Origin of the sequence: Limnohabitans sp. MMS-10A-178, assembly GCF_003063375.1 — a bacterium.
Taxonomy (GTDB): Bacteria; Pseudomonadota; Gammaproteobacteria; order Burkholderiales; family Burkholderiaceae_C; genus Limnohabitans_A.
In genome coordinates this window covers 1,129,809-1,152,391 of sequence record NZ_NERY01000001.1, presented here as the reverse complement: position 1 = coordinate 1,152,391, position 22,583 = coordinate 1,129,809, and the positions used below count along the sequence as shown (strand labels likewise).

Annotated in this window: 19 protein-coding genes; 9 read left to right on the top strand and 10 right to left on the bottom strand. The window is 52.7% G+C overall.

Features of this window, described 5'->3' with window-relative positions:
* Positions 1-81: 81 nt before the first annotated feature.
* Positions 82-1,221 carry a substrate-binding domain-containing protein gene (locus tag B9Z32_RS05700; protein WP_369909569.1) on the top strand — a complete coding sequence of 380 codons (1,140 nt, stop codon included), beginning with the start codon at positions 82-84 and terminating at the stop codon, positions 1,219-1,221.
* Positions 1,222-1,362: 141 nt separating this feature from the next.
* Positions 1,363-2,445 carry a TRAP transporter substrate-binding protein gene (locus B9Z32_RS05695; RefSeq protein WP_108420323.1) on the top strand — a complete coding sequence of 361 codons (1,083 nt, stop codon included), beginning with the start codon at positions 1,363-1,365 and terminating at the stop codon, positions 2,443-2,445.
* Positions 2,446-2,544: 99 nt separating this feature from the next.
* Here B9Z32_RS05695 and B9Z32_RS05690 read toward each other — a convergent pair whose 3' ends face one another.
* The 5 genes from B9Z32_RS05690 to xseB all read right to left on the bottom strand — a co-directional run bounded on the left by B9Z32_RS05690 (position 2,545) and on the right by xseB (position 8,017).
* The gene (locus B9Z32_RS05690; RefSeq protein ID WP_108420322.1) at positions 2,545-4,266 is read right to left on the bottom strand and encodes a TRAP transporter large permease subunit; all 1,722 of its coding nucleotides are present in this window, start codon (positions 4,264-4,266) and stop codon (positions 2,545-2,547) included.
* The gene (locus tag B9Z32_RS05685) at positions 4,263-4,880 is read right to left on the bottom strand and encodes a TRAP transporter small permease subunit (protein ID WP_108420321.1); all 618 of its coding nucleotides are present in this window, start codon (positions 4,878-4,880) and stop codon (positions 4,263-4,265) included. Before B9Z32_RS05685 ends, B9Z32_RS05690 begins: the two co-directional genes overlap by 4 nt.
* Positions 4,881-4,968: 88 nt before the next feature.
* Positions 4,969-6,816 (bottom strand): 1-deoxy-D-xylulose-5-phosphate synthase, encoded by a 1,848-nt coding sequence (gene dxs, locus B9Z32_RS05680; protein WP_108420320.1) that lies wholly within the window; start codon positions 6,814-6,816, stop codon positions 4,969-4,971.
* A 2-nt stretch (positions 6,817-6,818) separates the two neighbouring features.
* The gene (locus B9Z32_RS05675; RefSeq protein ID WP_108420319.1) at positions 6,819-7,766 is read right to left on the bottom strand and encodes a polyprenyl synthetase family protein; all 948 of its coding nucleotides are present in this window, start codon (positions 7,764-7,766) and stop codon (positions 6,819-6,821) included.
* A complete protein-coding gene (xseB, locus tag B9Z32_RS05670) occupies positions 7,763-8,017 on the bottom strand; it encodes an exodeoxyribonuclease VII small subunit (protein WP_108421024.1) in 255 nt (84 codons plus the stop codon). Before xseB ends, B9Z32_RS05675 begins: the two co-directional genes overlap by 4 nt.
* A gap of 176 nt (positions 8,018-8,193) precedes the next feature.
* Here xseB and B9Z32_RS05665 point away from each other — a divergent pair, with 176 nt between their 5' ends.
* Genes B9Z32_RS05665 through B9Z32_RS05655 form a run of 3 tightly spaced genes read left to right on the top strand, consistent with a single transcriptional unit; the run spans position 8,194 to position 11,133 of the window.
* Entirely contained in the window at positions 8,194-9,339 is a 1,146-nt protein-coding gene (locus tag B9Z32_RS05665) for an aromatic ring-hydroxylating dioxygenase subunit alpha (protein WP_108420318.1), read from the top strand.
* 5 nt (positions 9,340-9,344) lie between these two features.
* A complete protein-coding gene (locus B9Z32_RS05660) occupies positions 9,345-10,223 on the top strand; it encodes a DMT family transporter (protein ID WP_108420317.1) in 879 nt (292 codons plus the stop codon).
* Positions 10,224-10,272: 49 nt separating this feature from the next.
* Positions 10,273-11,133 (top strand): sulfurtransferase, encoded by an 861-nt coding sequence (locus B9Z32_RS05655; protein ID WP_108420316.1) that lies wholly within the window; start codon positions 10,273-10,275, stop codon positions 11,131-11,133.
* Positions 11,134-11,157: 24 nt separating this feature from the next.
* On the opposite strand, the gene B9Z32_RS05650 is transcribed toward B9Z32_RS05655, so the two are convergent.
* Complete coding sequence (locus B9Z32_RS05650) at positions 11,158-12,012, bottom strand: ZIP family metal transporter (protein WP_108420315.1); 855 nt, start codon at positions 12,010-12,012, stop codon at positions 11,158-11,160.
* Between the two features lie 145 nt (positions 12,013-12,157).
* Here B9Z32_RS05650 and B9Z32_RS05645 point away from each other — a divergent pair, with 145 nt between their 5' ends.
* The gene (locus B9Z32_RS05645; protein ID WP_108420314.1) at positions 12,158-12,931 is read left to right on the top strand and encodes a gamma-glutamyl-gamma-aminobutyrate hydrolase family protein; all 774 of its coding nucleotides are present in this window, start codon (positions 12,158-12,160) and stop codon (positions 12,929-12,931) included.
* Here the strand turns inward: B9Z32_RS05645 and B9Z32_RS05640 are convergent.
* On the bottom strand, positions 12,869-13,792 hold the full coding sequence (locus tag B9Z32_RS05640; RefSeq protein WP_146179458.1) for an NUDIX domain-containing protein: 924 nt from the start codon (positions 13,790-13,792) through the stop codon (positions 12,869-12,871). The two genes, B9Z32_RS05645 and B9Z32_RS05640, sit on opposite strands and share 63 nt — an antisense overlap.
* Positions 13,793-13,835: 43 nt before the next feature.
* On the bottom strand, positions 13,836-16,634 hold the full coding sequence (gene polA / locus B9Z32_RS05635) for a DNA polymerase I (protein WP_108420312.1): 2,799 nt from the start codon (positions 16,632-16,634) through the stop codon (positions 13,836-13,838).
* A gap of 139 nt (positions 16,635-16,773) precedes the next feature.
* On the opposite strand from polA, the gene B9Z32_RS05630 reads away from it, so the two are divergent.
* Positions 16,774-17,730, top strand: a complete 957-nt coding sequence (locus tag B9Z32_RS05630) for a homoserine kinase (RefSeq protein ID WP_108420311.1) — start codon at positions 16,774-16,776, stop codon at positions 17,728-17,730.
* Positions 17,727-18,515 carry a BPSS1780 family membrane protein gene (locus B9Z32_RS05625; RefSeq protein ID WP_108420310.1) on the top strand — a complete coding sequence of 263 codons (789 nt, stop codon included), beginning with the start codon at positions 17,727-17,729 and terminating at the stop codon, positions 18,513-18,515. The genes B9Z32_RS05630 and B9Z32_RS05625 overlap by 4 nt, the downstream gene beginning before the upstream one ends.
* Before the next feature lie 27 nt (positions 18,516-18,542).
* On the opposite strand, the gene B9Z32_RS05620 is transcribed toward B9Z32_RS05625, so the two are convergent.
* Both B9Z32_RS05620 and B9Z32_RS05615 read right to left on the bottom strand, forming a co-directional pair.
* Positions 18,543-19,019 carry a peptidylprolyl isomerase gene (locus B9Z32_RS05620; protein ID WP_108420309.1) on the bottom strand — a complete coding sequence of 159 codons (477 nt, stop codon included), beginning with the start codon at positions 19,017-19,019 and terminating at the stop codon, positions 18,543-18,545.
* A gap of 23 nt (positions 19,020-19,042) precedes the next feature.
* Positions 19,043-21,340: a UvrD-helicase domain-containing protein gene (locus B9Z32_RS05615; protein WP_108420308.1), complete on the bottom strand. Its 2,298-nt coding sequence runs from the start codon at positions 21,338-21,340 to the stop codon at positions 19,043-19,045.
* 179 nt (positions 21,341-21,519) lie between these two features.
* On the opposite strand from B9Z32_RS05615, the gene B9Z32_RS05610 reads away from it, so the two are divergent.
* The gene (locus B9Z32_RS05610; protein WP_108420307.1) at positions 21,520-22,497 is read left to right on the top strand and encodes a GMP reductase; all 978 of its coding nucleotides are present in this window, start codon (positions 21,520-21,522) and stop codon (positions 22,495-22,497) included.
* Positions 22,498-22,583: the final 86 nt, after the last annotated feature.

Below are 22,583 nucleotides of genomic sequence, written 5' to 3'. Positions count from 1 at the left end.
GGGTCATCCGCTATGAAATGGTGTGCATAGGTGGCCGCGCTTTGAATCAGAACCACTGCATAAATGAGGCACACTTGAGTGGTGTCAAAAATTGAAATTTCATACAGCTTGGGCTCTGAAAATTCAGGGCTCCATGCCCTTGATTTGAGCAAGCAGCGTCAGCAGGCTTTGCTGCGCAATGCCCTCATGGACTTGCTGCAGGCTGTGCGCGAGCATGGTTCGATTGCCGCAGCCGCCAAATCTTTGGGCATGTCGTATAGGCATGTTTGGGGTGAATTGAAAAAATGGGAAACCAAGCTGAATCAAAACCTCATCGTGTGGGAAAAGGGCATGCCGGCTGAGTTGTCTGAATTTGCCAGCAAACTTCTCTGGGCAGAAAGGCAAGCGCAAGCCCGTTTGGCCGCACCCATTGAGGCCTTGATGGCAGAGCTAGAACGCACGTTTGCCGTTGCCTTTGACCCCGATGCACACTTGCTCACGCTGTATGCCAGCCATGACGACGCGCTGGTGAGACTCAGAGAGTTCACAGCGAGTCAATCGCTGCACTTAGACATTCGGTTTTGCGGCAGTGTCGATGCCGTCAGGGCCTTGAACGAAGGTCGATGCGAATTGGCAGGGTTTCACACACTCAGCCAGCCCCGCCTCAACAGCCTCTCAGCGCAAACCTACAAACCCCTTCTCAAGCCGGGCAAGCACAAACTCATCGGTTTCGCAAAACGCACCCAGGGGCTGTTGGTCAAACCAGGCAACCCCTTGAAAATCCATTCATTGCAAGATGTAATGGCCAAGCGCCTAAAGTATGTCAATCGAGGTCTAGGTACTGGCACTCGCCTGCTTCTCGATGAATTGATGACCAATCAGGGGCTAACTGCAGATCAACTCATTGGCTACGACCATCAAGAACTGTCTCATAGCGCAGTGGCCAACTGCATTGCATCGGGTCAAGCAGATGCCGGATTGGCCATCGAAAGTGCCGCTTTATCCTCCGGGCTCGACTTTGTACCCCTGGTCAGCGAAAACTATTGGTTGGTTTGCCTCAAAAGCGCTCTAGACTCCCCGCCCGTCCAGGCCCTCAGAAAGCACTTGGCCAGTCCAGAATGGCAAACTGCGCTACAAGACATGTTGGGCTACCAAGAAAACCAGTCTGGCAATGTGCACTCCCTCAGCAAAGAACTCCCTTGGTGGGCTTTGAAACCCAGAAAAGCAAGAAAAGCCAGTTAGATCAAACATCCATCAATCGAAGGGAAAACCCTCGACAAAAGGGAGTTGCAAATTTCTTACAATGTCTAAATGACTGTTCCCAGTCATCGGTGTCGTCTTGGCGACCTGAATTCATCAACTTAGACTTCCGGAGTGAACCCCATGGATCGTCGTTCCCTAATTAAAAATGCCGGTATTGCTGGCGTCTTGGCCGCAGGCTCAGCCCCAGCCATCATTCACGCACAAGCCACATTGCGCTGGCGCTGTGCTTCGAGCTTTCCAAAATCGCTCGATACATTGTTCGGTGTTTGCGACGTGTTTGCTAAAAAGGTTAGCGAATTGTCTGGCGGCAAGTTCACCATCACCACCCACGCTGCTGGCGAATTGATGCCCGCATTTGGCGTGCTCGACGGCGTGTCCAACGGCACCGTCGAAATGGCCAACACAGCGCCTTACTACTTCTTCGGTAAAGATCCAACATACGCGATGGATTGCGCCATTCCTTTCGGCTTGAACGCCCGTCAAATGAACGCTTGGATGTACGAAGGCAACGGCTTAAAGCTTTTCCGTGAGTTCTACGCCAAAGTGGGTATTGTTAACTTCCCAATGGGCAACACAGGCGTTCAAATGGGCGGCTGGTATCGCAAAGAGATCAAATCTTTGGCCGACATGAAGGGCTTGAAATTCCGCGTGGGCGGTTTCGGCGGCAAGGTTTTGGAACCTCTGGGTGTTGTGCCCCAAAACATTCCTGGTGGTGAGATTTACCAAGCCCTGGAAAAAGGCACCATTGACGCCGCCGAGTGGGTTGGCCCTTACGATGACCAAAAATTGGGTCTGAACAAAGTGGCGCCCAACTACTACTTCCCTGGCTTCTGGGAAGTGGGCCCACAGTTGGCTCTGTACGTCAATCAAAAGGCTTATGACGGTTTGTCAAGCGAGTACAAGGCCATCATTGAATGCGCCTCTACTTATGCCGGCACCGACATGATTGCCAAGTATGACTACAAAAACCCAGCGGCATTGAAGACCCTCATTGGTCAAGGCGCCAAATTGCGGGCATTCCCCCGTGATGTCATGGAAGCTGCGTTCAAGTCTTCACAAGAAGTCTACTCAAACTTGAGCAACACTAACCCTGAGTGGAAAAAAATCTACACCGACTACTCCAACTACCGTCGCGAAGCCAATCAGTGGTTCAGCTTGGCTGAGTCCAGCATGAACAACTTCATGGAACGCCAGAAGCTGTAATTGAACTGGGCTGCCCTCTAAAGCAGCTTTGTACTGCAGTTTTCTCAGTCCAACAAAAAACCCGCCTTGGCGGGTTTTTTGTTGTCTGCATTCAGTCGATCAAGGCTTCTTGGCAGGGTCGTCTTTCATCGACTCCATCAGAGCCTTCACAGGATCAACCTGATCACCTTGATTCTCTGTTTTTTCAGCCTCGGTGGCTTGATCGTCCGATTCTTGGCGCATTTGCATCATGACGGCTTCGGCATCCACAATGGGCTCTTTGCTACCACCAGTAGAGACGATGCCTGGGAACGCAATGATCAATGCCACCATGATCAATTGGATGATCACGAAGGGCACTGCACCCCAATAGATCTGTTCAATGGTGATTTTCTTAATGGGCTTCTTAGTGACCCTGTCGACGTAATCTTCGGTCGGGGCCACACTGCGCAAGTAGAACAATGCAAAACCGAAAGGTGGGTGCATGAACGAAGTCTGCATGTTCACGGCCAACAACACCCCGAACCAGACCAAGTCAATGCCAATCTTTTCAGCGACTGGTCCAATGAGCGGGATGATGATGAATGCCAACTCGAAGAAGTCTAAGAAGAAGGCCAAGATGAACACCAAGATGTTCACCACAATCAAGAAGCCCAATTGGCCGCCAGGCAAGCCGGTCAACAAATGCTCCACCCAAATGTGGCCGTCCACACCCTGGAATGCCAAGCTGAAAACAGTGGCGCCAATGAGAATGAACAACACAAAGCATGACAGCTTCATGGTGGAGTCCATGGCCTGACGCATGAGTTTCATGTCAATGCGATTGCGGGCAATGGCCATGACCAAAGCACCCACAGCACCCATCGCACCACCTTCGGTAGGCGTTGCAATGCCCAAGAAAATGGTACCCAGCACCAAGAAAATAAGCGCCAAAGGTGGAATGAGCACAAAAGTAACACGCTCAGCCATATTGGACAACAAGCCCATCTTGGTCACTTTGTTGATGATGGCTGCAAAGAAGGCAACACCCACACCCACACACATGGACACCACGATGGTTTCATCGGTAGGCGTTGTGTCTGGCAGCCATTTGGCGAAGCCAATGGCTGCTGCCAAGGAAACCAAAGTGAGAATGCTCAAAGACCGAAGACCTGAAGTGCCATCGGCTTCCTTGATGGTGCGTGCTTCAGGTGGCAATGCAGGAACCCATTGAGGCTTGATGAAGCTGATCAGGACGATGTAGCCCACATACAAGCCTGTGAGTACAAAGCCTGGAACAAAGGCGCCTTTGTAGAGGTCGCCCACGCTTCTGCCCAATTGGTCGGCCAACACAATCAACACCAAAGAAGGCGGAATGATTTGAGCCAAGGTGCCAGAGGCCGCAATCACGCCCCCCGCAATGCGGCGGTCGTAGCCATATCGCAGCATGATGGGCAGCGAAATAAGGCCCATTGAAATGACAGAAGCGGCCACCACACCCGTTGTGGCGGCCAACATGGCACCCACAAAAATAACGGCAAACGCCAAGCCGCCTCGAATGGGGCCAAAGAGCTGGCCAATGGTGTCCAGCAAATCTTCTGCCATACCGGAGCGTTCCAGAATCAAGCCCATGAAGGTGAAGAAGGGAATGGCGAGCAGCGTGTCGTTTTGCATGATGCCAAACATGCGAAGCGGCAAACTTTGCAAGAAACTGGCTTGAATGACACCCAGCTCAACACCCACAAAACCAAAGAACAAGCCGCAAGCAGCCAATGAGAATGAGACCGCATAACCGAACATCAAAAAGATGATCAGCGAGACGAACATGATGGGCGCCATGTTGGCGATTAGGAATTCAGTCATTTTTGGGCTCCCATTTGGGCCGCTTCACGGGCAGCAACTTCTTTTTGCAACAAGAATTCTGCAAATTCTTCCTCGGGGGTTTTGACGCCAGGCTTTTTAGTAGGGTCAGGAATCATGCCTTGCAAGAACGCAAAGCGCTTGATGACTTCAGAGACACCTTGAATACCCAACAACAAAAGGCCCAAAGGCAACATGGCAAACACGGGCCAGCGAATCAAACCGCCAGCATTGGATGACATTTCCTTGGTGACAAAAGCGTTAATGACCAGTGGCATGGCCAAATAGATGATGTAAGCCACAAATGGGATCAAAAAGAAGCAAATGCCCACAATGTCAATCCAAATTTGAGTTCGCTTTGAGAATCTACCCGACACAACGTCAATTTTCACGTGCTCTTGACGCAACAAGGTGTAGCCCGCTGCAAGCATGAAAACCGCAGCAAACATGTACCACTGAACTTCCAGAAAAGCATTGGAGCTGAGGTTGAACGCCTTGCGTGAAATGGCATTGCCTGTACTGATCAGCACTGAAAAAAGTACCAACCAAGCAACCCACTTGCCAACCCACTCACTGAATTGGTCTATCCTTTTGGACAGAGATAACAAAGAATCCATATTGACTCCAGGAAAAATAACAACCGTTAATTGTAAAAAAAAATGAAACCCCTATTAGAAGGGGTTTACCCTTTTGGCTTGTCTCAAATCAAAATTTGATGTGAGGCCATTGATTTGAAATTGCTTTTTCGATGCCTGAGGCATCCAGACCCTGCATGGCCATCAATTTGGCGGGGTCTCCATGTTCAATGAACTGATCTGGAAGCCCCAATGATAACAAGGGGATCTGCAAATTCGATTTTTGCAGGAACTCACCCACCGCGCTACCTGCACCACCCATCACGCACGCGTCTTCCAAGCTGACAAAACAGGTGTGTTTGGCAGCCATTTGCAAGACCATGCTCTCATCCAAGGGTTTGGCCCAGCGCATGTTAACCACCGTGGCATTCAATTTTTCTGCCACTTCAAGCGCAGGGTAAAGCAGGGTGCCAAATGCCAAAATGCAAAGAACAGCACCCTCACGGCGAATCTCGGCCTTGCCCAAGGGCACCGTGTCTAAATCGGTACCCGCCGCAACGCCCACCCCCGCACCTCGGGGATAACGCACTGCCACTGGGTGATTCTGCGCGTAGGCTGTGCTCAGCAACAAGCGGCACTCGCGCTCATCACTTGGGCAAGCAATCGACATATTGGGAATGCAACGCAAATAAGCAATGTCGTAGGCGCCAGCATGCGTAGCGCCATCGGCCCCAACCAAGCCTGCTCTGTCTAGGGCAAACACCACAGGCAGGTTTTGCAAAGCCACATCGTGAATCAACTGATCGTAGCCGCGCTGCAAAAACGTGGAATAAATGGCTACCACGGGCTTGAGGCCTTCACAAGCCAAGCCAGCAGCAAAGGTGACGGCATGTTGCTCAGCAATGCCCACATCGTAATAACGATCGGGAAAGCGCTTGTGAAACTCCACCATGCCAGAGCCCTCGCGCATGGCGGGGGTGATGCCCACCAAGCGTTTGTCGGCGGCAGCCATGTCGCACAGCCATTGGCCAAAAATGTGCATGAAGGCTGGTTTGGCCAGCTTGATGGCCGGCACCAAGCCCACCTTGGGGTCGAACTTGCCAGGACCGTGGTAGTTCACTGGATCTTCTTCGGCCAAGCGGTAGCCCTGCCCTTTTTTGGTGATCACATGCAAAAACTGAGGGCCTTGCAAGTGCTTGATATTTTCCAAAGTGGGGATGAGCGAATCTAAATCGTGGCCATCGATGGGTCCGATGTAATTGAAACCAAATTGCTCAAACATGGTGGCTGGCACCACCATGCCTTTGGCATGCTGTTCAAAACGCTTGGCCAATTCAAAGAGAGGTGGTGCGCCTTTGAGAACATTCTTGCCCATGCTTTTGGCAGTGGAGTAAAAGCGCCCACTCATCAACTGTGCCAAGTAACGGTTCAGTGCGCCAACTGGCGGACTGATGGACATGTCGTTGTCGTTCAAGATGACCAACAATCTGCAGTCTTCAATGCCCGCGTTGTTCATGGCTTCAAAGGCCATGCCGGCGGTCATGGCGCCATCGCCAATGACAGCAATGGCGTGACGAGATTCACCCTTTTGGCGCGCCGCAATGGCCATGCCCAGAGCAGCCGAAATGCTGGTAGACGAGTGCGCTGTGCCAAAGGTGTCGTATTCACTTTCGTCTCGGCGAGGAAATCCAGAGAGGCCACCCAATTGACGAAGCGTTGGCATGCGCTCGCGCCTGCCCGTCAAAATTTTGTGCGGATAAGTTTGGTGACCCACATCCCACACGATGCGATCTTCGGGTGTGTTGAACACATAGTGCAGCGCCACTGTGAGCTCTACAGTGCCCAAATTGGAGCTGAGGTGGCCCCCAGTTTGAGACACATTGTCTAAAACACACTGACGCACGTCAGCCGCCACACGGGGTAAGTCGCCGCGCTGCAATTTTCGAAGATCAGCGGGAGAGTGAATCGATTCAAGCATGTTTAATTTTTCCGTTGCACCACTTGTGTGGCCAATGCGCGCAAAGCGGCAGTGGCGGTGGTGTTCAAGCCACTGGCATCGAGTGCTGCCAGGGATTCTGCATAAAGCTTGTTGGCCAATTGCTCGGCTTGCGCCAAGCCCATCAGCGACACATAGGTGGGCTTGTCGGCTGCGGCGTCCTTGCCTGCCGTTTTGCCCAAAGTGGCCGAGTCGGAGGTGACATCTAAAATATCGTCTACCACCTGAAAAGCCAAGCCAAGAGCCTCAGCATATTGGCTTAAAGCATCAAAGATTTGACTGGATGGTTTGCCTGCACTCACAGCGCCCAATTGCACACTGCAAAGAAGCAGTGCACCCGTTTTGAGCCGGTGCATTTGGCGCAATTGGGTTTCGTTCAAGGGCAAACCTACGCTGGCCAAATCGATGGCCTGGCCTCCCGCCATGCCGTGATAGCCAGAAGCCCGGGCCAACAAAGACACTTGAGCAGCCTGAACTGTGAACTCTGTGCTGCCGTCTTGGGGGGTTAAAAACTCAAACGCCAGAGCCTGCAAAGCATCGCCTGCCAGCAAAGCCTGCGCTTCGCCATATTTCACATGCACCGTGGGTTTGCCTCGGCGCAACACGTCGTTGTCCATGCAGGGCATGTCATCGTGAACCAAAGAATACGCATGGATCAATTCAACGGCACAAGACGCTCTGAGTGCGGCCAAAGAACTGGGCTGGTCAGACACCGTGGCGGCCTCCAAATCAACGCCTACAGCTTCTGCAGCAGCCAGCACCAGCAGGGGCCTGAGGCGCTTGCCGCCGTCCAATACCGCATAGCGCATGGCTTGGCCTAAATTTGCAGGCGCGTGGGCATCAATGCCTTGCTTGAGGACTTGCTCGACTTGAGTGAGGCGCTGTTCCGACCAAGCCTTGAAATCAAATTGGTTTGAATTGAAAGAACTCATGCACCATCCCAAGGTTTCAAGGTCCCTTCATCCAACACATTGATTTGGTTTTCAATGGCTGCCAATCTTTCGCGGCAATAGGCCAGCAGACTGGCGCCGCGTTGGTAGTGGCTCAGCAATTGATCAAGGGGCAGCTGGCCAGATTCCAATTTGGCCAACAATTGCTCCAACTCTTGAACCGCCTCTTCATAGCTGGCGGGCAGCGCCTGTTCGGCCGGTGCTTTGTCTGGTGAAGAAGTGGCTTTGGGCATGGCAAATTTGTGTCTAAAGGAGGCCATTTTAGGTCGACTTCAGCCCAATTTTGCTGACCTGAGGGTACAATCACGAATTCACCGCGGGCTTAGGTCCGTTTTTTTCGCGTCAGAGCCTTTGGGTTCACGCATTGTTCCTGCCCCTTCATAGGGGGAGTCTCTAGGTCAGGTCACCCATGTCTGATTTAAGTCTTCAACTGCAGCAGGCCGCAAGCCAACTACCAGTTTCAAGCTATTTTGATGAAGCGCTGTTTCAGCGCGAGCTGAAAACCATTTTTCAGCAAGGCCCGCGTTATGTCGGTCATCAATTGTCCGTTCCCGACGTTGGGGACTACCACGCCTTGCCCCAAGAAGCAGGCGGTCGGGCCTTGGTTCGCTCCCACCAAGGCGTTGAATTGATTTCCAACATTTGCAGGCATCGCCAAGCGGTGATGTTGCAAGGTCGAGGCTCTCTTCACACGCAGCAAAAAGGCAGTGCGGGCGGCAACATTGTGTGCCCACTGCACCGCTGGACCTATGCCCCTCAAGGTCAGCTTTTGGGTGCCCCGCATTTTGCGCAAGACCCCTGTCTGAATCTCAAGAACTATCCGCTGCGCGAGTGGAACGGTTTGTTGTTTGAAGACAATGGCCGAGACATTGAGGCCGACTTGGCTGACATGGGGCCTCGGGCGGCCTTGGATTTCACGGGTTTCAAGCTCGACCATGTGGAATTGCACGAGTGCAACTACAACTGGAAAACCTTCATCGAGGTTTACCTCGAGGACTACCACGTTGAGCCCTTTCACCCCGGCCTTGGCAACTTCGTGACCTGCGACGACCTGAGCTGGCAATTCAAAAAAGAGTTTTCAGTGCAAACCGTGGGCATTGCCAACCGCTTGGGCAAAGCTGGCAGCCCTGTGTATGAGCGCTGGCAAAAGCAACTCATGCAATACCGCCAAGGCGCGGTGCCCGAATATGGCGCCATCTGGCTCACCTATTACCCCCACATCATGGTGGAGTGGTATCCGCATGTGCTCACAGTTTCTACCTTGCACCCCATCAGCCCCGAAAAAACGCTGAACATGGTGGAGTTTTATTACCCTGAAGAAATCGTTGCATTTGAACGTGAGTTCGTAGAAGCCCAAAAAGCCGCTTACATGGAAACCTGCATCGAAGACGACGAAATTGCAGAGCGCATGGACTCTGGCCGCAAAGCCCTCATGCAGCGCGGTGACAACGAAGTAGGGCCCTACCAAAGCCCTATGGAAGACGGCATGCAACACTTCCACGAGTGGTACCGCAACAAGATGAACGAAACGACGAACCTAGCTTCAAGCGACTAAATTGCATGCAAGCACTCTGGATGGTTTTGGCTTCGCTGTTTTTCTCCATCATGAGTGTGTGTGTGAAGTTTGCAGCAGCCTACTTCAGCACCTTTGAGTTGGTTTTTTATCGTGGCGCTATTGGCGCGGTGATCATGGCCATTGCTTGTCAACGCAAAGGCATTTCTCTTCAAACCACCGTGCCCAAAATGCACACTTGGCGCGCCTTCACAGGCGTGGTTTCTTTGGCTGCTTGGTTTTATGCCATTGCTTATCTGCCCTTGGCCACGGCCATGACCTTGAACTACATGAGTGGCATTTGGGTTGCTGCCTTTCTGGTGGGCGCCACACTTTGGCAGGGCAAGCGCCATGATGTGATGCGCCAATTTCCCGTGATGCTCACGGTGGTCATCAGCTTTTTGGGCGTGGTCATGGTCCTCAGGCCCACCATCGAACAAGACCAAGTGATTGCCGGCTTGGTGGGCTTGGCCTCCGGCATGATTGCAGCCTTGGCCTACATCCAAGTGGCAGAACTTGGCAGAGAGGGTGAGCCGGTTGAGCGCACTGTGTTTTATTTTTCATTGGCAGCCGCCGTGTCTGGCGCGCTTGTCATGCTTTATACGGGCTTCAGCGAATGGGTTTGGCCACAAGCTTGGCTGTTGTTGCCCATCGGCATTTTGGCCGCACTGGGCCAATGGTGCATGACTCGCGCCTACAACGATGGCGCCACCATGGTCGTTGCCAACTTGCAATACTCGGGCATTGTTTTTTCAGCTTTGTTTGGTTTGTTTTTGTTTGGTGATCAAATACCTTGGATGGGTTGGGCCGGAATATGTATCATTATTTTGAGCGGTATTGCCGCCACCGCGCTTCGAGAACGAAGTTTGAATAAAGTTTCCACTTAAGAATATTGCAACGTAAAAAATTGAAACGTACAACATTGAAAGAACAAACATGTACACCACCTTGATCTCTGCAGAACAACTCAAAGCCCTTCAGGCTTCTGGCCAGCCCCTCATGATTTTTGATTGCAGTTTTGAGTTGATGAAACCTGAAATGGCCGACATCATGTTTTCTGACGTGCGAATCCAAGGCGCACAACAAGCGCATCTCGACCGCAACCTCAGCTGCCGCGATGGCTCAGGCGTGAATGGTGGACGCAACCCCCTGCCCGCCCGAGAGTCTTTGTCTGCATGGCTGGGTGGCTTGGGTTTTCAAAACAAAATGCAGGCCGTGGTTTATGACAGAAATGGCGCTAACTACTGTGGGCGTCTTTGGTGGATGCTGAAATGGCTCGGCCACGATGCCGTGGCCGTTTTGAATGGCGGTCTGCAGGCCTGGCAAGCAGCTGGCGGCGCTGTTGAATCGGGCGCACCTGCAACCACACCCGCTCAGTCCAATACATTTGAATTGAAACCTGCATTGCGTGAATGGTTGAGCACTGCACAATTGGCACCTCAAGTTGGACACCCTGAGGTCACACTCATAGACGCAAGAAGTCCTGTGCGTTTTCGCGGCGAAATGGAGCCCATCGACCCTGTTGCGGGTCACATCCCTGGCGCCTTGAACAGGCCCTTTGCCGAGAACTTAGACGCCAATGGTTTTTTCAAATCAGCAGAGGTGCTTCGTGCTGAGTTTGAGAAATTGTTGGGTGGACGAAAGCCAGAATCGGTAGTGCATTACTGCGGCAGCGGAGTTAGCACCCTGCCCAATCTGTTGGCCATGGAACTAGCAGGCTTAGGTTCTACGCGCTTGTATCCTGGCAGCTGGAGCGAGTGGAGCGGCACCCCTGGCTTGCCCTGCGCCAAGTCTTAAAAAACCATTCAGCGCATGGGCGCGTTAGTGAAAGGCGAAGGAATGCGCCAGGGTACTCACACCACTCACCAACGCAATTCCCGAAACAAGCCACACAATTTGAGTGGCAGTCTCGCGAGAGCTCAGTCGCCTTTGCAGCTGCGGAATGAGGTCGGCCAAGGCCACGTAAATAAAGCTGCTGCTGGCAATGGCCAACATGTAAGGCAAGATGCCATGCAATTGCTCGAGCAGTGCAAAGCCAGCAACGCCGCCCAAGGCCGTGATGGCGCCTGCCATTGATACTTTCAGCACCGCGGTTTGTCGGCTTTTGGAGCCCTCACGCAAAACCACCAAATCACCCATGTGATGAGGCACTTCGTGGGCCAGCACAGCCAATGCCGCCACAATGCCCAAACGCAAGTCAACCAAGAAGGCAGAGGCAATCAAGATGCCATCGCCAAAACAATGCACGCTGTCGCCCGCCAAAATGGCCCAACCGCCTGGCACTGGCTTGGCATGGTGGGCGTGTTGATGGTGATCGTGATGATGCGCATGCTCTGAGTGATGGTGATCGTGCTCATCATGGTGGTCACCATGGTGGTCATGCTGCCCATCCCCATGGTGATGTTCATGGCCGTGGTGCCATAACTCAGCTTTGTCGAGCAAGAAAAAAAACAGCAAGCCAAACAGCAAGGTGACAAACAAATTGTGCGGCTCAACACCCGCTTCAAAGGCTTCGGGCAAGAGGTGTAAAAACGCCGTAGCCAACAAAGCGCCAGCGGCCAAGCTGAGCATGTGCTGCGTGTAACGGCTGACAATACCAAAACTGAGCCAGGCTGCAAGCCAGACGCTGCCAATTCCAGCTGCCAGGGTTCCCACCAAAATTGCCAATAAAGTCATTCAAATTTCCACCCAAGTTTCAGCAACTCAGGCGATTGTGCAAAAGTATGATTATGCCTGTCGCCGCCTCAAGGGGATTTCAAGCCAGCTCAACGGGTCTATGATCTATAGCAGTCAATTTTTTCCTCGTTAAAGATCACCGAATATGACTGCAACTTCCAATCGCCTGAAAATTGGCATTTCAGCCTGCTTCTTTCATCCCAACGAAGAGCGCTCGCTTTTTAAAGGCAAAACGCTGCAATACATCGAGCAATCGGTGGCGCACTGGATCATGTCGCAAGGCGACTTAGCGGTCATGATTCCATCGCCAGAAGGGCACACCCAAAAAGGCGATGTACAGCTTGATCACTATGCAGAGTGGCTAGACGCCTTGGTCTTGATGGGTGGCAGCGACGTCTGGCCAGGCAGCTATGGCGAAACGGCCCTAGACCCGCGCTGGGAAGGTGACCGCATCCGCGATCAATACGACAAGGGTCTGATTGAGGCGTTTGTGAAAGCGGGAAAGCCTATTCTTGGCATTTGCCGCGGACTTCAAATTATCAATGTTGCTTTTGGTGGCACCTTGTACCAAGACATTGCCACACAACGGCCAAAAGCTCTTGTGCATCGCGACGCAGACTTGTATGACCACAATCTTCATGATGTGCAATTTGTGGCCAACACTCAATTGTCCAAGCTGCTTGGCGGCGCTCAATCGGCCAAGGTCAATAGCATTCACCACCAAGGCATCAAAGACCTGGCTCCCAATTTTGAAATAGAGGCCTACTGCCCCCATGACAAAATACCCGAGGCCATCCGTCTGCAAGGCAAAGCCTATGTGGCCGCCATTCAATGGCATCCAGAGTTTCACCAAGCATCACAAGGGACGTTGGACGACAGCCCCATTCTGCTCGACTTCTTGAAGGCCGCACGCATGTAATACTGCGTGAGCCACCACGCAGGCCGCATCCACAGTCATTTGCTTTTCTGCAATGGCCCGAACCACTTGCTGCGGCGAAAGCAAACTGAATTCAGCCACTTCACCATCTTGGTTCACCGGCTTCACATCGGCTGGCATCAACAAGTTGTATACCCAAAGCGTTTCATAGTGCCAACCGCGGGGCACTGCGCGGCAGGTGGTCACTTGGCCTTGCGCTACAGCGCTTAGCGCCAGCGCCTCAGACAAGCCGGCCTCTTCTGCCATTTCGCGCACGCCACAGCTTTGCAATGACTCTCCCACAGTCAAGCCTCCCGCGGCCATGTTGTCCAGCATGCCAGGGTCGGTGGCCTTGGCCATTGAGCGGCGTCCGCACCACATGTAGCCATCTTCCGTGAAACCATTGACATGCACAGCATGTGCTCGCAAACCAAAAAAACGGTAAGCGGCGCGTTCCATCTCAAAGGCGGCGGCCAGCTTGTTGGTGGGCTCAACGGGATGGCCGTTGGCCAAAATAGTGGTGTCGGGCCAATAGCTGAACTTTTCATTGCGCCAGCCCGTCACATGGCCAAGGTCACTCAACTCAGCGGCCAACTTGGCCAGTGCCAAGCTTCTTGAGGCAGGCGTTTTTTCAGGGGTGTCCCAACGCAGACCCTGCGGCTCTGTGAGCCAATCTTGGCGCAAACTCAAAAGCACTTTGGCATGCTCTGGTTTGAGGTAACCCTTGGGGGAAGCAGCATCGCCTAAATACCAAGGCACGGCATCATCGGGCACGGCTTGCATGGCTTCTTGCAAGCACAACTGCAAAACTTGCCGTTCTGCATCACTCAATGCGTTTTGAAATTTTTGAATGCTGTAATTCATGGTATCAAACTCAAGGCTTTGGTTGCTCAAGCTGAATGAGGCTTCAGTGAGCCTGATCCCAATTGACACCCACACCTACCTCGGCCAACAAAGGCACTTTGAGTTCAGCCACGGCGGCCATCCATTGGGGCACCGCCACTTTGAGCCATTCCACTTCATCTTCAGGCACTTCAAAAACCAATTCATCGTGCACCTGCATGATGACTTTGGTTTTGCGCTGCTCTCGGTCTATGCCCGCTTGAACGGCAATCATAGAGAGCTTGATCAAATCGGCTGCCGTGCCTTGCATGGGCGCATTGATGGCCGCGCGTTCTGCACCAGCGCGCCTTGGTCCATTGGGTGAATTGATTTCAGGCAAATACAAACGCCGGCCAAACACAGTTTCCACATAGCCTTGCGATTTGGCTTGCTCGCGTGTTTCGTCCATGTAGCGCTTCACACCTGCAAAGCGTTGGAAGTAGCGCTCGATGTAGTTTTTAGCCGCACCATTGTCAATGCCCAAGGCTTTGGCCAAACCAAATGCACTCATGCCGTAAATCAAACCGAAGTTGATGGTTTTGGCATAGCGACGTTGCTCACTCGAAACTTGATCGGGCATTAAGCCAAACACTTCGGCCGCAGTGGCCTTGTGCACATCCAAACCTTGATGGAAGGCGCGCAACAAAGCTTCATCGTTGCTGAGGTGCGCCATGATGCGCAATTCAATTTGCGAATAATCGGCACTGGCAATCAAACTGCCAGCAGGCGCCACAAAGGCCTCGCGCACTTTGCGACCTTCGGCAGTGCGAATGGGAATGTTTTGCAAGTTGGGATCGTTGCTCGACAAACGACCAGTGACGGCCACTGCTTGCGCGTAGTGCGTGTGCACCCTGCCCGTTCTAGGCAAGGCCATTTGGGCCAACTTGTCGGTATACGTTCCCTTTAGTTTGGACAAACTGCGATGTTCCAAAATGCGCGCGGGCAAAGGATAGTCCTCAGCCAACTTCTCAAGCACTTCTTCATCGGTACTGCGCGCACCTGTGGCTGTTTTCTTGATGACGGGCAAACCCAGCTTGTCAAAAAAGATTTCGCCCAACTGCTTGGGACTACTCAAATTGAAGGGCTGTCCGGCAATCTCATAAGCTTCAGTTTCCAATTGCAAGATGCGTTGCCCTAAGGCTTGGCTTTGCGCGGCCAGTGTGGGGCCATCAATCAAAACACCATTGCGCTCAATGCGAAACAAAGCTTCGCTGGTGGCAATTTCAATGTCATAGATGGCGCGCAATTTGGCATCGGCTTGAATGCGTGGCCAAAGTACGCCATGCACATCTAAGCATTGGTCGGAGTCTTCACATGAATACTCGGAGGCTTTCTCTACATCGACTTGTGCAAACGATATTTGATGCGCTCCCTTGCCGCACAAATCTTCGTAAGTGATGCCTGTGCGGCCCACGTGGCGCAATGCCAAGCTGGTCAAGCTGTGCGGCTTGTGCACTTCCAGCACATAGCTTTGCAGCATGGTGTCGTGTGCATAGCCACGCACTTCAATGCCCACATTGGCAAACACATGGCGGTCGTACTTGATGTGCTGACCCACCTTGAGTTTGAGTGGGTTTTCAAGCCAAGGTTTGAGCTTGGCCAGTACTTCAGTAAGGGGCAACTGCAAAGGCGCATCGGGGCCGTTATGGCGCAATGGCACATAAGCGGCCTCGCCTGGCTTCACACTCCAGCTGATGCCCACCAAATCGGCGCGCATGGCATCGAGGGAAGTTGTCTCAGTGTCAATGGCCACGCAGTCTGCGGCTTCCAGTTTAGGCAGCCATGCATCGAATTGCTGCCAAGTCAAAATGGTTTCGTAGTGCTTGTCGCCAGTGACCGTGACCACGGGTTCGGGTTCTGAAAACAAATCAAGATTGGGCACAAAAGCTGGCTTGGCTGTCTTGGTGCTGCTCGAGCTGTTGCCAGAAGAATCTGGCGTACCTGCGCCTCGGCTTCTGACCAAGCCTTTGAAGCCATACTTTTCGTAGAAAGCCAGTAAGTCGGCTTCGTTGGGTGGCGCTAAGCGAATGGTTTCGAGCGATGGCAACTCGGGCACATAGCCATTCAAATCGCAATCGGTGCGAATTTTTAAAAGCTGCCGGCCCGTGGGCAACCAGTCGACGGCATTGCGCAGGTTCTCGCCTACCACGCCTTTAACTTCATGGGCATGTGCCATCAAGTTGTCTAAGGAGCCATATTCCAACAACAATTTGGCTGCGGTTTTGGGGCCCACCTTTTGCACACCAGGTACGTTGTCCACGGTGTCGCCCACCAATATTTGGTAATCGAGCATGAGGCTGGCCGGTACACCAAACTCTTCCTGCACACCCACCAAATCGCGGCGTTTACCGTTCATGGTGTCGATGATGGTGATGTGCTCATTGACCAATTGCGCCAAGTCTTTGTCGCCACTGGACACAATGACTTCAATGCCAAGGGATGACCCAATGGCAGCCAAGGTGCCAATCACATCATCGGCTTCCACCCCTGGCACATCCAATACTTTCCAGCCCATCAAACGCACCAGTTCATGGATGGGTTCAATTTGCGAGCGCAAATCGTCTGGCATGGGGCTGCGATTTTGTTTGTATTCGGGGTAGATGTCGTCGCGGAAGGTGGGGCCTTTGGCATCAAACACACACGCCGCATACTCAGCGGGAATGTCTTTTCGGAGGCGTTCCATCATGTTGATCATGCCGCGAATGGCGCCCGTTGCGGGGCTGGCAGGATCGCCTGGCACGGCACGCAAATCGGGCATGGCATGGAAGGCACGGTACAAATAACTTGAACCGTCAACCAGCAAAAGGGTTTTCTTGTCGCTCATACCCCAATTGTGCCTTTCCCCAGCGAAATTTGCCGACGCCAAGTCGATCAATTTTGACATCAACACCCTCTACAATCCCAGCATGCATCCCGACATGCCTTTGGGCACTATTTCCACCTTTTTGACCAAGCGCTAAGCCATGGCTGTTTTCACGCCCGTTACCGAAGAACAAGCTGCGCTGCTCATGTCCCAACTAGGCCTTGGCGAACTCACTGCCTTAAAGGGCATTGAAGGCGGCATAGAAAACACCAACTATTTCGCCTCCACCGACCTCGGCGAATATGTGCTCACCCTGTTTGAACGCCTCAACCACGAACAACTGCCCTTCTATTTGTTCCTCATGAAGCATCTGGCTGAAAAAGGCATTCCGGTGCCCAACCCAGCAGCCAACCGCGATGGCGACATCTTGCACACCCTGAATGAAAAGCCGACAGCCGTGGTCAACCGGCTTTCTGGCCAAAGTCAATTGGCGCCCGATGCAGTTCATTGCGCTGCAGTGGGCACCATGTTGGCGCGCATGCACTTCGCGGGCGCAGACTTCAACCGAAGCCAGCCCAATTTGCGTGGCTTGGCATGGTGGAACGACACAGTGCCTGTGGTACTTCCCTACTTAGATGAAGCGCAAGCCAGCCTGCTTCAAAGTGAAATGGCTTACCAAAATCACATTGCCAGTGGCGCAGCTTACCAAGCACTGCCCAAAGGACCTGTTCATGCCGACTTGTTTCGCGACAACGTGATGTTTGAAGGCGCAACATTGACTGGATTGTTTGATTTTTACTTTGCAGGCGTTGATACATGGCTGTTCGACTTAGCCGTGTGCATGAACGACTGGTGCATCGATTTACAAACTGGCGAACACTCATCTGATCGCGCTGAGGCCATGCTAGAGGCCTATCAAGCAGTTCGCCCATTGCGTGCTGCCGAAAGACAATTGTTACCCGCCATGTTGCGCGCAGGCGCATTGCGATTTTGGATTTCCAGACTTTGGGACTTTCACCTCCCCAGAGACGCGGCCATGTTGAAGCCACACGATCCCACCCACTTCGAACGGGTATTGCGAGCACGTTCAAATTCGCCCTTTAAGCTCAACGCATGAATCTCAATATTGTTCCTGCCAAACAAGGCCTGACCTGGGTCAAACAAGGCATTCGCACTTTCTGGCGCCAACCCCTGGCCTTCACGGGCTTGTTCTTTTTGTTCATCGCTTGGGTCTCTTTGTTGTCCATGGTTCCCGTTTTGGGAGCCGCATTGGCACTGCTCATCTTGCCGGCCGCCACTTTGGGTTTGATGGTGGCCACCGAGCAAGCGGCCTCGGGCCAATTTCCCATGCCCACGGTTTTGATGGTGGCCTTCAGGGCTGGCCAGCAACGCCTCAAAGCCATGCTGGTTTTAGGCGGCATGTACGCAGTGAGTTTTCTGGCTGTGATGGCCATCTCTGCGCTCATCGATGGCGGCGGATTTGCCAAAGTCTATTTGGCCAACGCGCCCATCACGCCCGAAGTGGTCAACGACCCCGACTTTCAAGTGGCCATGTGGTTTGCCACTCTTTTGTACATTCCTTTGTCAATGCTCTTTTGGCATGCGCCCGCGCTGGTTCATTGGCATGGTGTCCCCCCCTTGAAAAGCATGTTTTTCAGTGCCGTGGCCTGCTGGCGAAATTTGGGGGCCTTTGCGGTTTACCTGGTGGCTTGGCTGGGGGTGTTTATCGTTTGCGCCACAGTGCTTCTGACCATCAGCAGCGCCTTGGGCGGAAAAGATTTGTCGGGCATCGTGCTCATGCCAGGTGCCTTGCTCATGGCTGCCATGTTTTTCACATCGGTCTATTTCAGTGTCAAAGACTGTTTCGAATTGCCTTCACCGGGCAGTGAAACTCAAGCGTAAAAAAAGCCTGCAGTAGCAGGCTTTTTTTCAATGGTGGTGGCCATGTGCGCCATGCACATGCCGATGCTCAATTTCTTCTTGAATGGCAGGGCGTACGTCGGTGACATTCAAGTGGAAGCGCAAAGTTTGACCAGCCCAAGGATGGTTGCCATCCAACATCACGGTATCACCCTTGATCTTGACCACATTGAACACCGCTTCACGACCATCGGCTGTTCGACCTCGAAGTTGCCCCCCCACTTTGACCCCTGGTGGGAAATCTTTCTTGGGCATGGTTTGCAACAAACTTTCGTCGCGCTCACCAAATGAATCGGCAGGCGACAACACCAATGTGGTTTGATAACCCTTTTCTTGGCCGTCCAAGGCCTCTTCAATTTTAGGCAAAGTGTTTTCATAACCGCCATGCAAGTAGGCCATGGGCTCTGCCGCCGCTTCCATCAACTTGCCTTGGGCATCGGACACTTTGTATTTCAAAGTGACCACGGTGTCTTTTTCAATTTTCATGTTGTCCTCTTCCTAAATTCTACTCATTCAACGGGTGTCAATTTGGCAACAGACAGGGCCAACCACTTCACGCCATGTCGTGGAAAATTCACCTGAGCTCGCGCATCTGCGCCCGCCCCTTCAACCGCCAAGACTTTGCCTTCACCAAACTTGGTGTGAAACACCTTCATTGCCACTTTGATGCCATGTGAGGGTTCCGATTTTTGCACAGGCACAGGCGGGCTCTTGTAGGTCTCAGCCGAACTCAAGCTGCTATGGCCCCAAGCAGGTTTGGCCTGAAAGGCTTGCGCAGGTGAGGTCCACCCACCCCCCAGGCCACTTGCAAAACCTGGGTTTTTTGGCGTGATCCATTTCAAGCACTCTTCGGGCAACTCGTCCAAAAAACGGCTTTTGAGGTTGTACCGAGTTTGTCCGTGCAACATGCGGGTTTGCGAATGGCTGAGGTACAAACGTTTGCGCGCACGCGTGATGGCCACGTACATCAAGCGACGCTCCTCTTCCAAGCCGTCGAAGTCGTTCATGGAATTTTCGTGGGGAAACAGGCCTTCTTCAAGGCCTGAAATAAATACGGCATCAAATTCCAAGCCTTTGCTGGCATGCACTGTCATGAGTTGAATGGCGTCTTCACCGGCTTGAGCCTGGTTGTCGCCCGCTTCTAAAGCTGCATGGGTTAAGAAGGCAGCCAAGGGCGACATCACTTCGCCATCTTCTGCGTTGGGTGCCATTTCTGATGCAGTGGCTTCTGCATCACGACCAAAACCTTCTTGCGTGACAAAACTCTCAGCCGCATTGACCAATTCTTCCAAATTTTCTACGCGGTCTGCACCTTCTTTTTCGGTTTTGTAGTGCTCTATGAGGCCTGTTTTTTCTAGCACCACTTCAATGATTTCTCGCAAGGTCATGCCAGGCGTTTGCTCGCGCATGACATCGATCATGGCCACAAATCCCGCCAACTTGGCGCCCGCCTTGCCGGCTGTGGTGCTGACAGCATCGTGCAAGGAGCAGCCCAAGCCCTTGGCAGCATCTTGCAACTGCTCTACGCTGCGAGCGCCAATGCCGCGCGGCGGAAAGTTCACAACCCGCAAGAAGCTGGTGTCGTCGTTGGGATTTTCCAAAATGCGCAAGTAAGCCAAGGCATGCTTGATTTCGGCGCGTTCAAAAAAGCGCAGGCCGCCATACACTTTGTAAGGCACACCGGCATTGAACAAGGCTGTTTCCATGACCCGACTTTGAGCATTGCTGCGATACAGTACCGCCACTTCTTTGCGTGTAAAGCCGTCGCCTTTCACCAGCTGGCGAATTTCATCCACCAACCATTGCGCTTCTGCAAAATCGCTGGTGGACTCATACACCCGCACAGGTTCGCCAACGCCTTGGTCGGTGCGCAGATTTTTGCCTAAGCGATTTTTATTGTGGCCAATGAGCGCATTGGCTGAATCCAAAATATTGCTGTAGCTGCGGTAGTTTTGTTCTAACTTAATTTGGTGCTGCACACCAAATTCCCGCACAAAGTCGGCCATGTTGCCCACGCGCGCGCCGCGAAATGCGTAAATGCTTTGGTCATCATCGCCCACAGCCAACACCGCACTGCCGTGCTCAGATGGCAAGCCTGCAATCATCTTGATCCAGGCGTATTGCAACTTGTTGGTGTCTTGAAACTCATCAATCAGTACGTGTTTGAAGCGCGCTCGGTAGTGCAAGCGAATGGCGTCGTTGTCGCGCAGCAATTCAAACGAACGCAACATCAACTCGCCAAAGTCGACAACGCCTTCACGTTGGCATTGGTCTTCATAGAGTTGGTAGATCTCAACTTTGCGGCGCGTTTCATCGTCGCGCACATCCACATCTTTGGGGCGCAGGCCGTCTTCTTTGCAACCCGCAATGAACCATTGCAATTGCTTAGGGGGAAAGCGCTCGTCGTCGACTTTGTGCTGTTTGCACAAGCGTTTGATGGCCGACAGCTGGTCTTGCGTGTCCAAAATTTGGAAGGTTTGCGGCAGGTTGGCCATTTTGTAATGGGCCCGCAAAAATCGGTTGCACAAGCCATGGAAGGTGCCAATCCACATGCCTCGAACATTGACAGGCAGCATGGCTTGCAAGCGGAGCATCATTTCTTTGGCCGCCTTGTTGGTAAAGGTAACCGCCATCACCCCGCCCGACCCCACTTGGGAGGTCTGCAATAACCAAGCAATTCGGGTGGTTAATACCCGTGTCTTGCCCGATCCGGCTCCGGCCAGAATCAGGGCAGATTCAGAGGGGAGTGTCACGGCCCGCAGTTGTTCAGGGTTCAGGTTGTTCAGCAGGGGCGTTTGGTCATACATTGCCCAATTGTAGAAACTCCTGAAGCCTTGTTGTCAAATTTCAAAACAAAACGGGTAGAATCAACCACCGGGCCCAAGATTCTTGCGCCCGGTTTTTTTTGTCCAAAAATGGGACAGATCAAACCGGCCAAGCCAAGCGCTCACTCGTTCTTTCAACGATCCTTTTGGAGCTTGGTTAAATGGAAATTTTTGATTACGACAATATTTTGCTGCTTCCCCGCAAATGCCGCGTGGAAAGCCGTTCTGAGTGCGACGCCGGCGTCGAATTGGGTGGCCGCAAATTCCGCCTGCCAGTCGTGCCTGCCAACATGAAGACGGTGGTGAACGAACAAATTTGCACCTGGATGGCACAAAACGGTTACTTCTACGTCATGCATCGCTTTGACTTGGACAATGTCAAATTTGTGCGCGATATGCATGCCAAGGGTCTTTTTGCCTCCATTTCTTTGGGCGTCAAAGCCCCCGACTACGACACTGTGAACCAATTGGTGGCCGAGGGCCTCACGCCCGAATACATCACCATCGACATTGCCCACGGCCATGCCGACAGCGTGCAAAAAATGATTCACAACCTGAAAGAAAAGCTGCCCAAAGCTTTTGTCATTGCGGGCAACGTGGGCACCCCTGAGGCCATCATCGATTTGGAAAACTGGGGCGCCGATGCCACCAAAGTGGGCATTGGTCCTGGCAAGGTCTGTATCACCAAACTCAAAACGGGTTTTGGCACAGGCGGTTGGCAGCTGTCAGCTTTAAAGTGGTGTGCCCGCGTGGCAACCAAGCCCATCATTGCCGACGGCGGCATTCGAGAGCATGGCGATATTGCCAAGAGCATTCGCTTTGGCGCCACCATGATCATGATTGGCTCGATGTTGGCCGGTCACGAGGAGTCGCCAGGTGCCACTGTGGAAGTGGACGGCAAACTCTACAAAGAGTATTACGGTTCAGCCTCCGACTTCAACAAGGGCGAGTACAAGCACGTTGAAGGCAAGCGCATTTTGGAGCCCATCAAGGGCAAGCTGGCCAACACCCTGATTGAGATGGAGCAAGATACCCAAAGCTCCATCAGCTACTCCGGCGGCACCAAGCTCATGGACATTCGCAAGGTAAACTATGTGATATTGGGCGGCGACAACGCCGGGGAACACCTGTTGATGTAATTCTTCTTTCTGTGCAGGGATCAGTACTTTCCCTATGGTTTTGAACAACCAAATGTCAGTTAAAAAGAAGATGATCAGTCATCGAT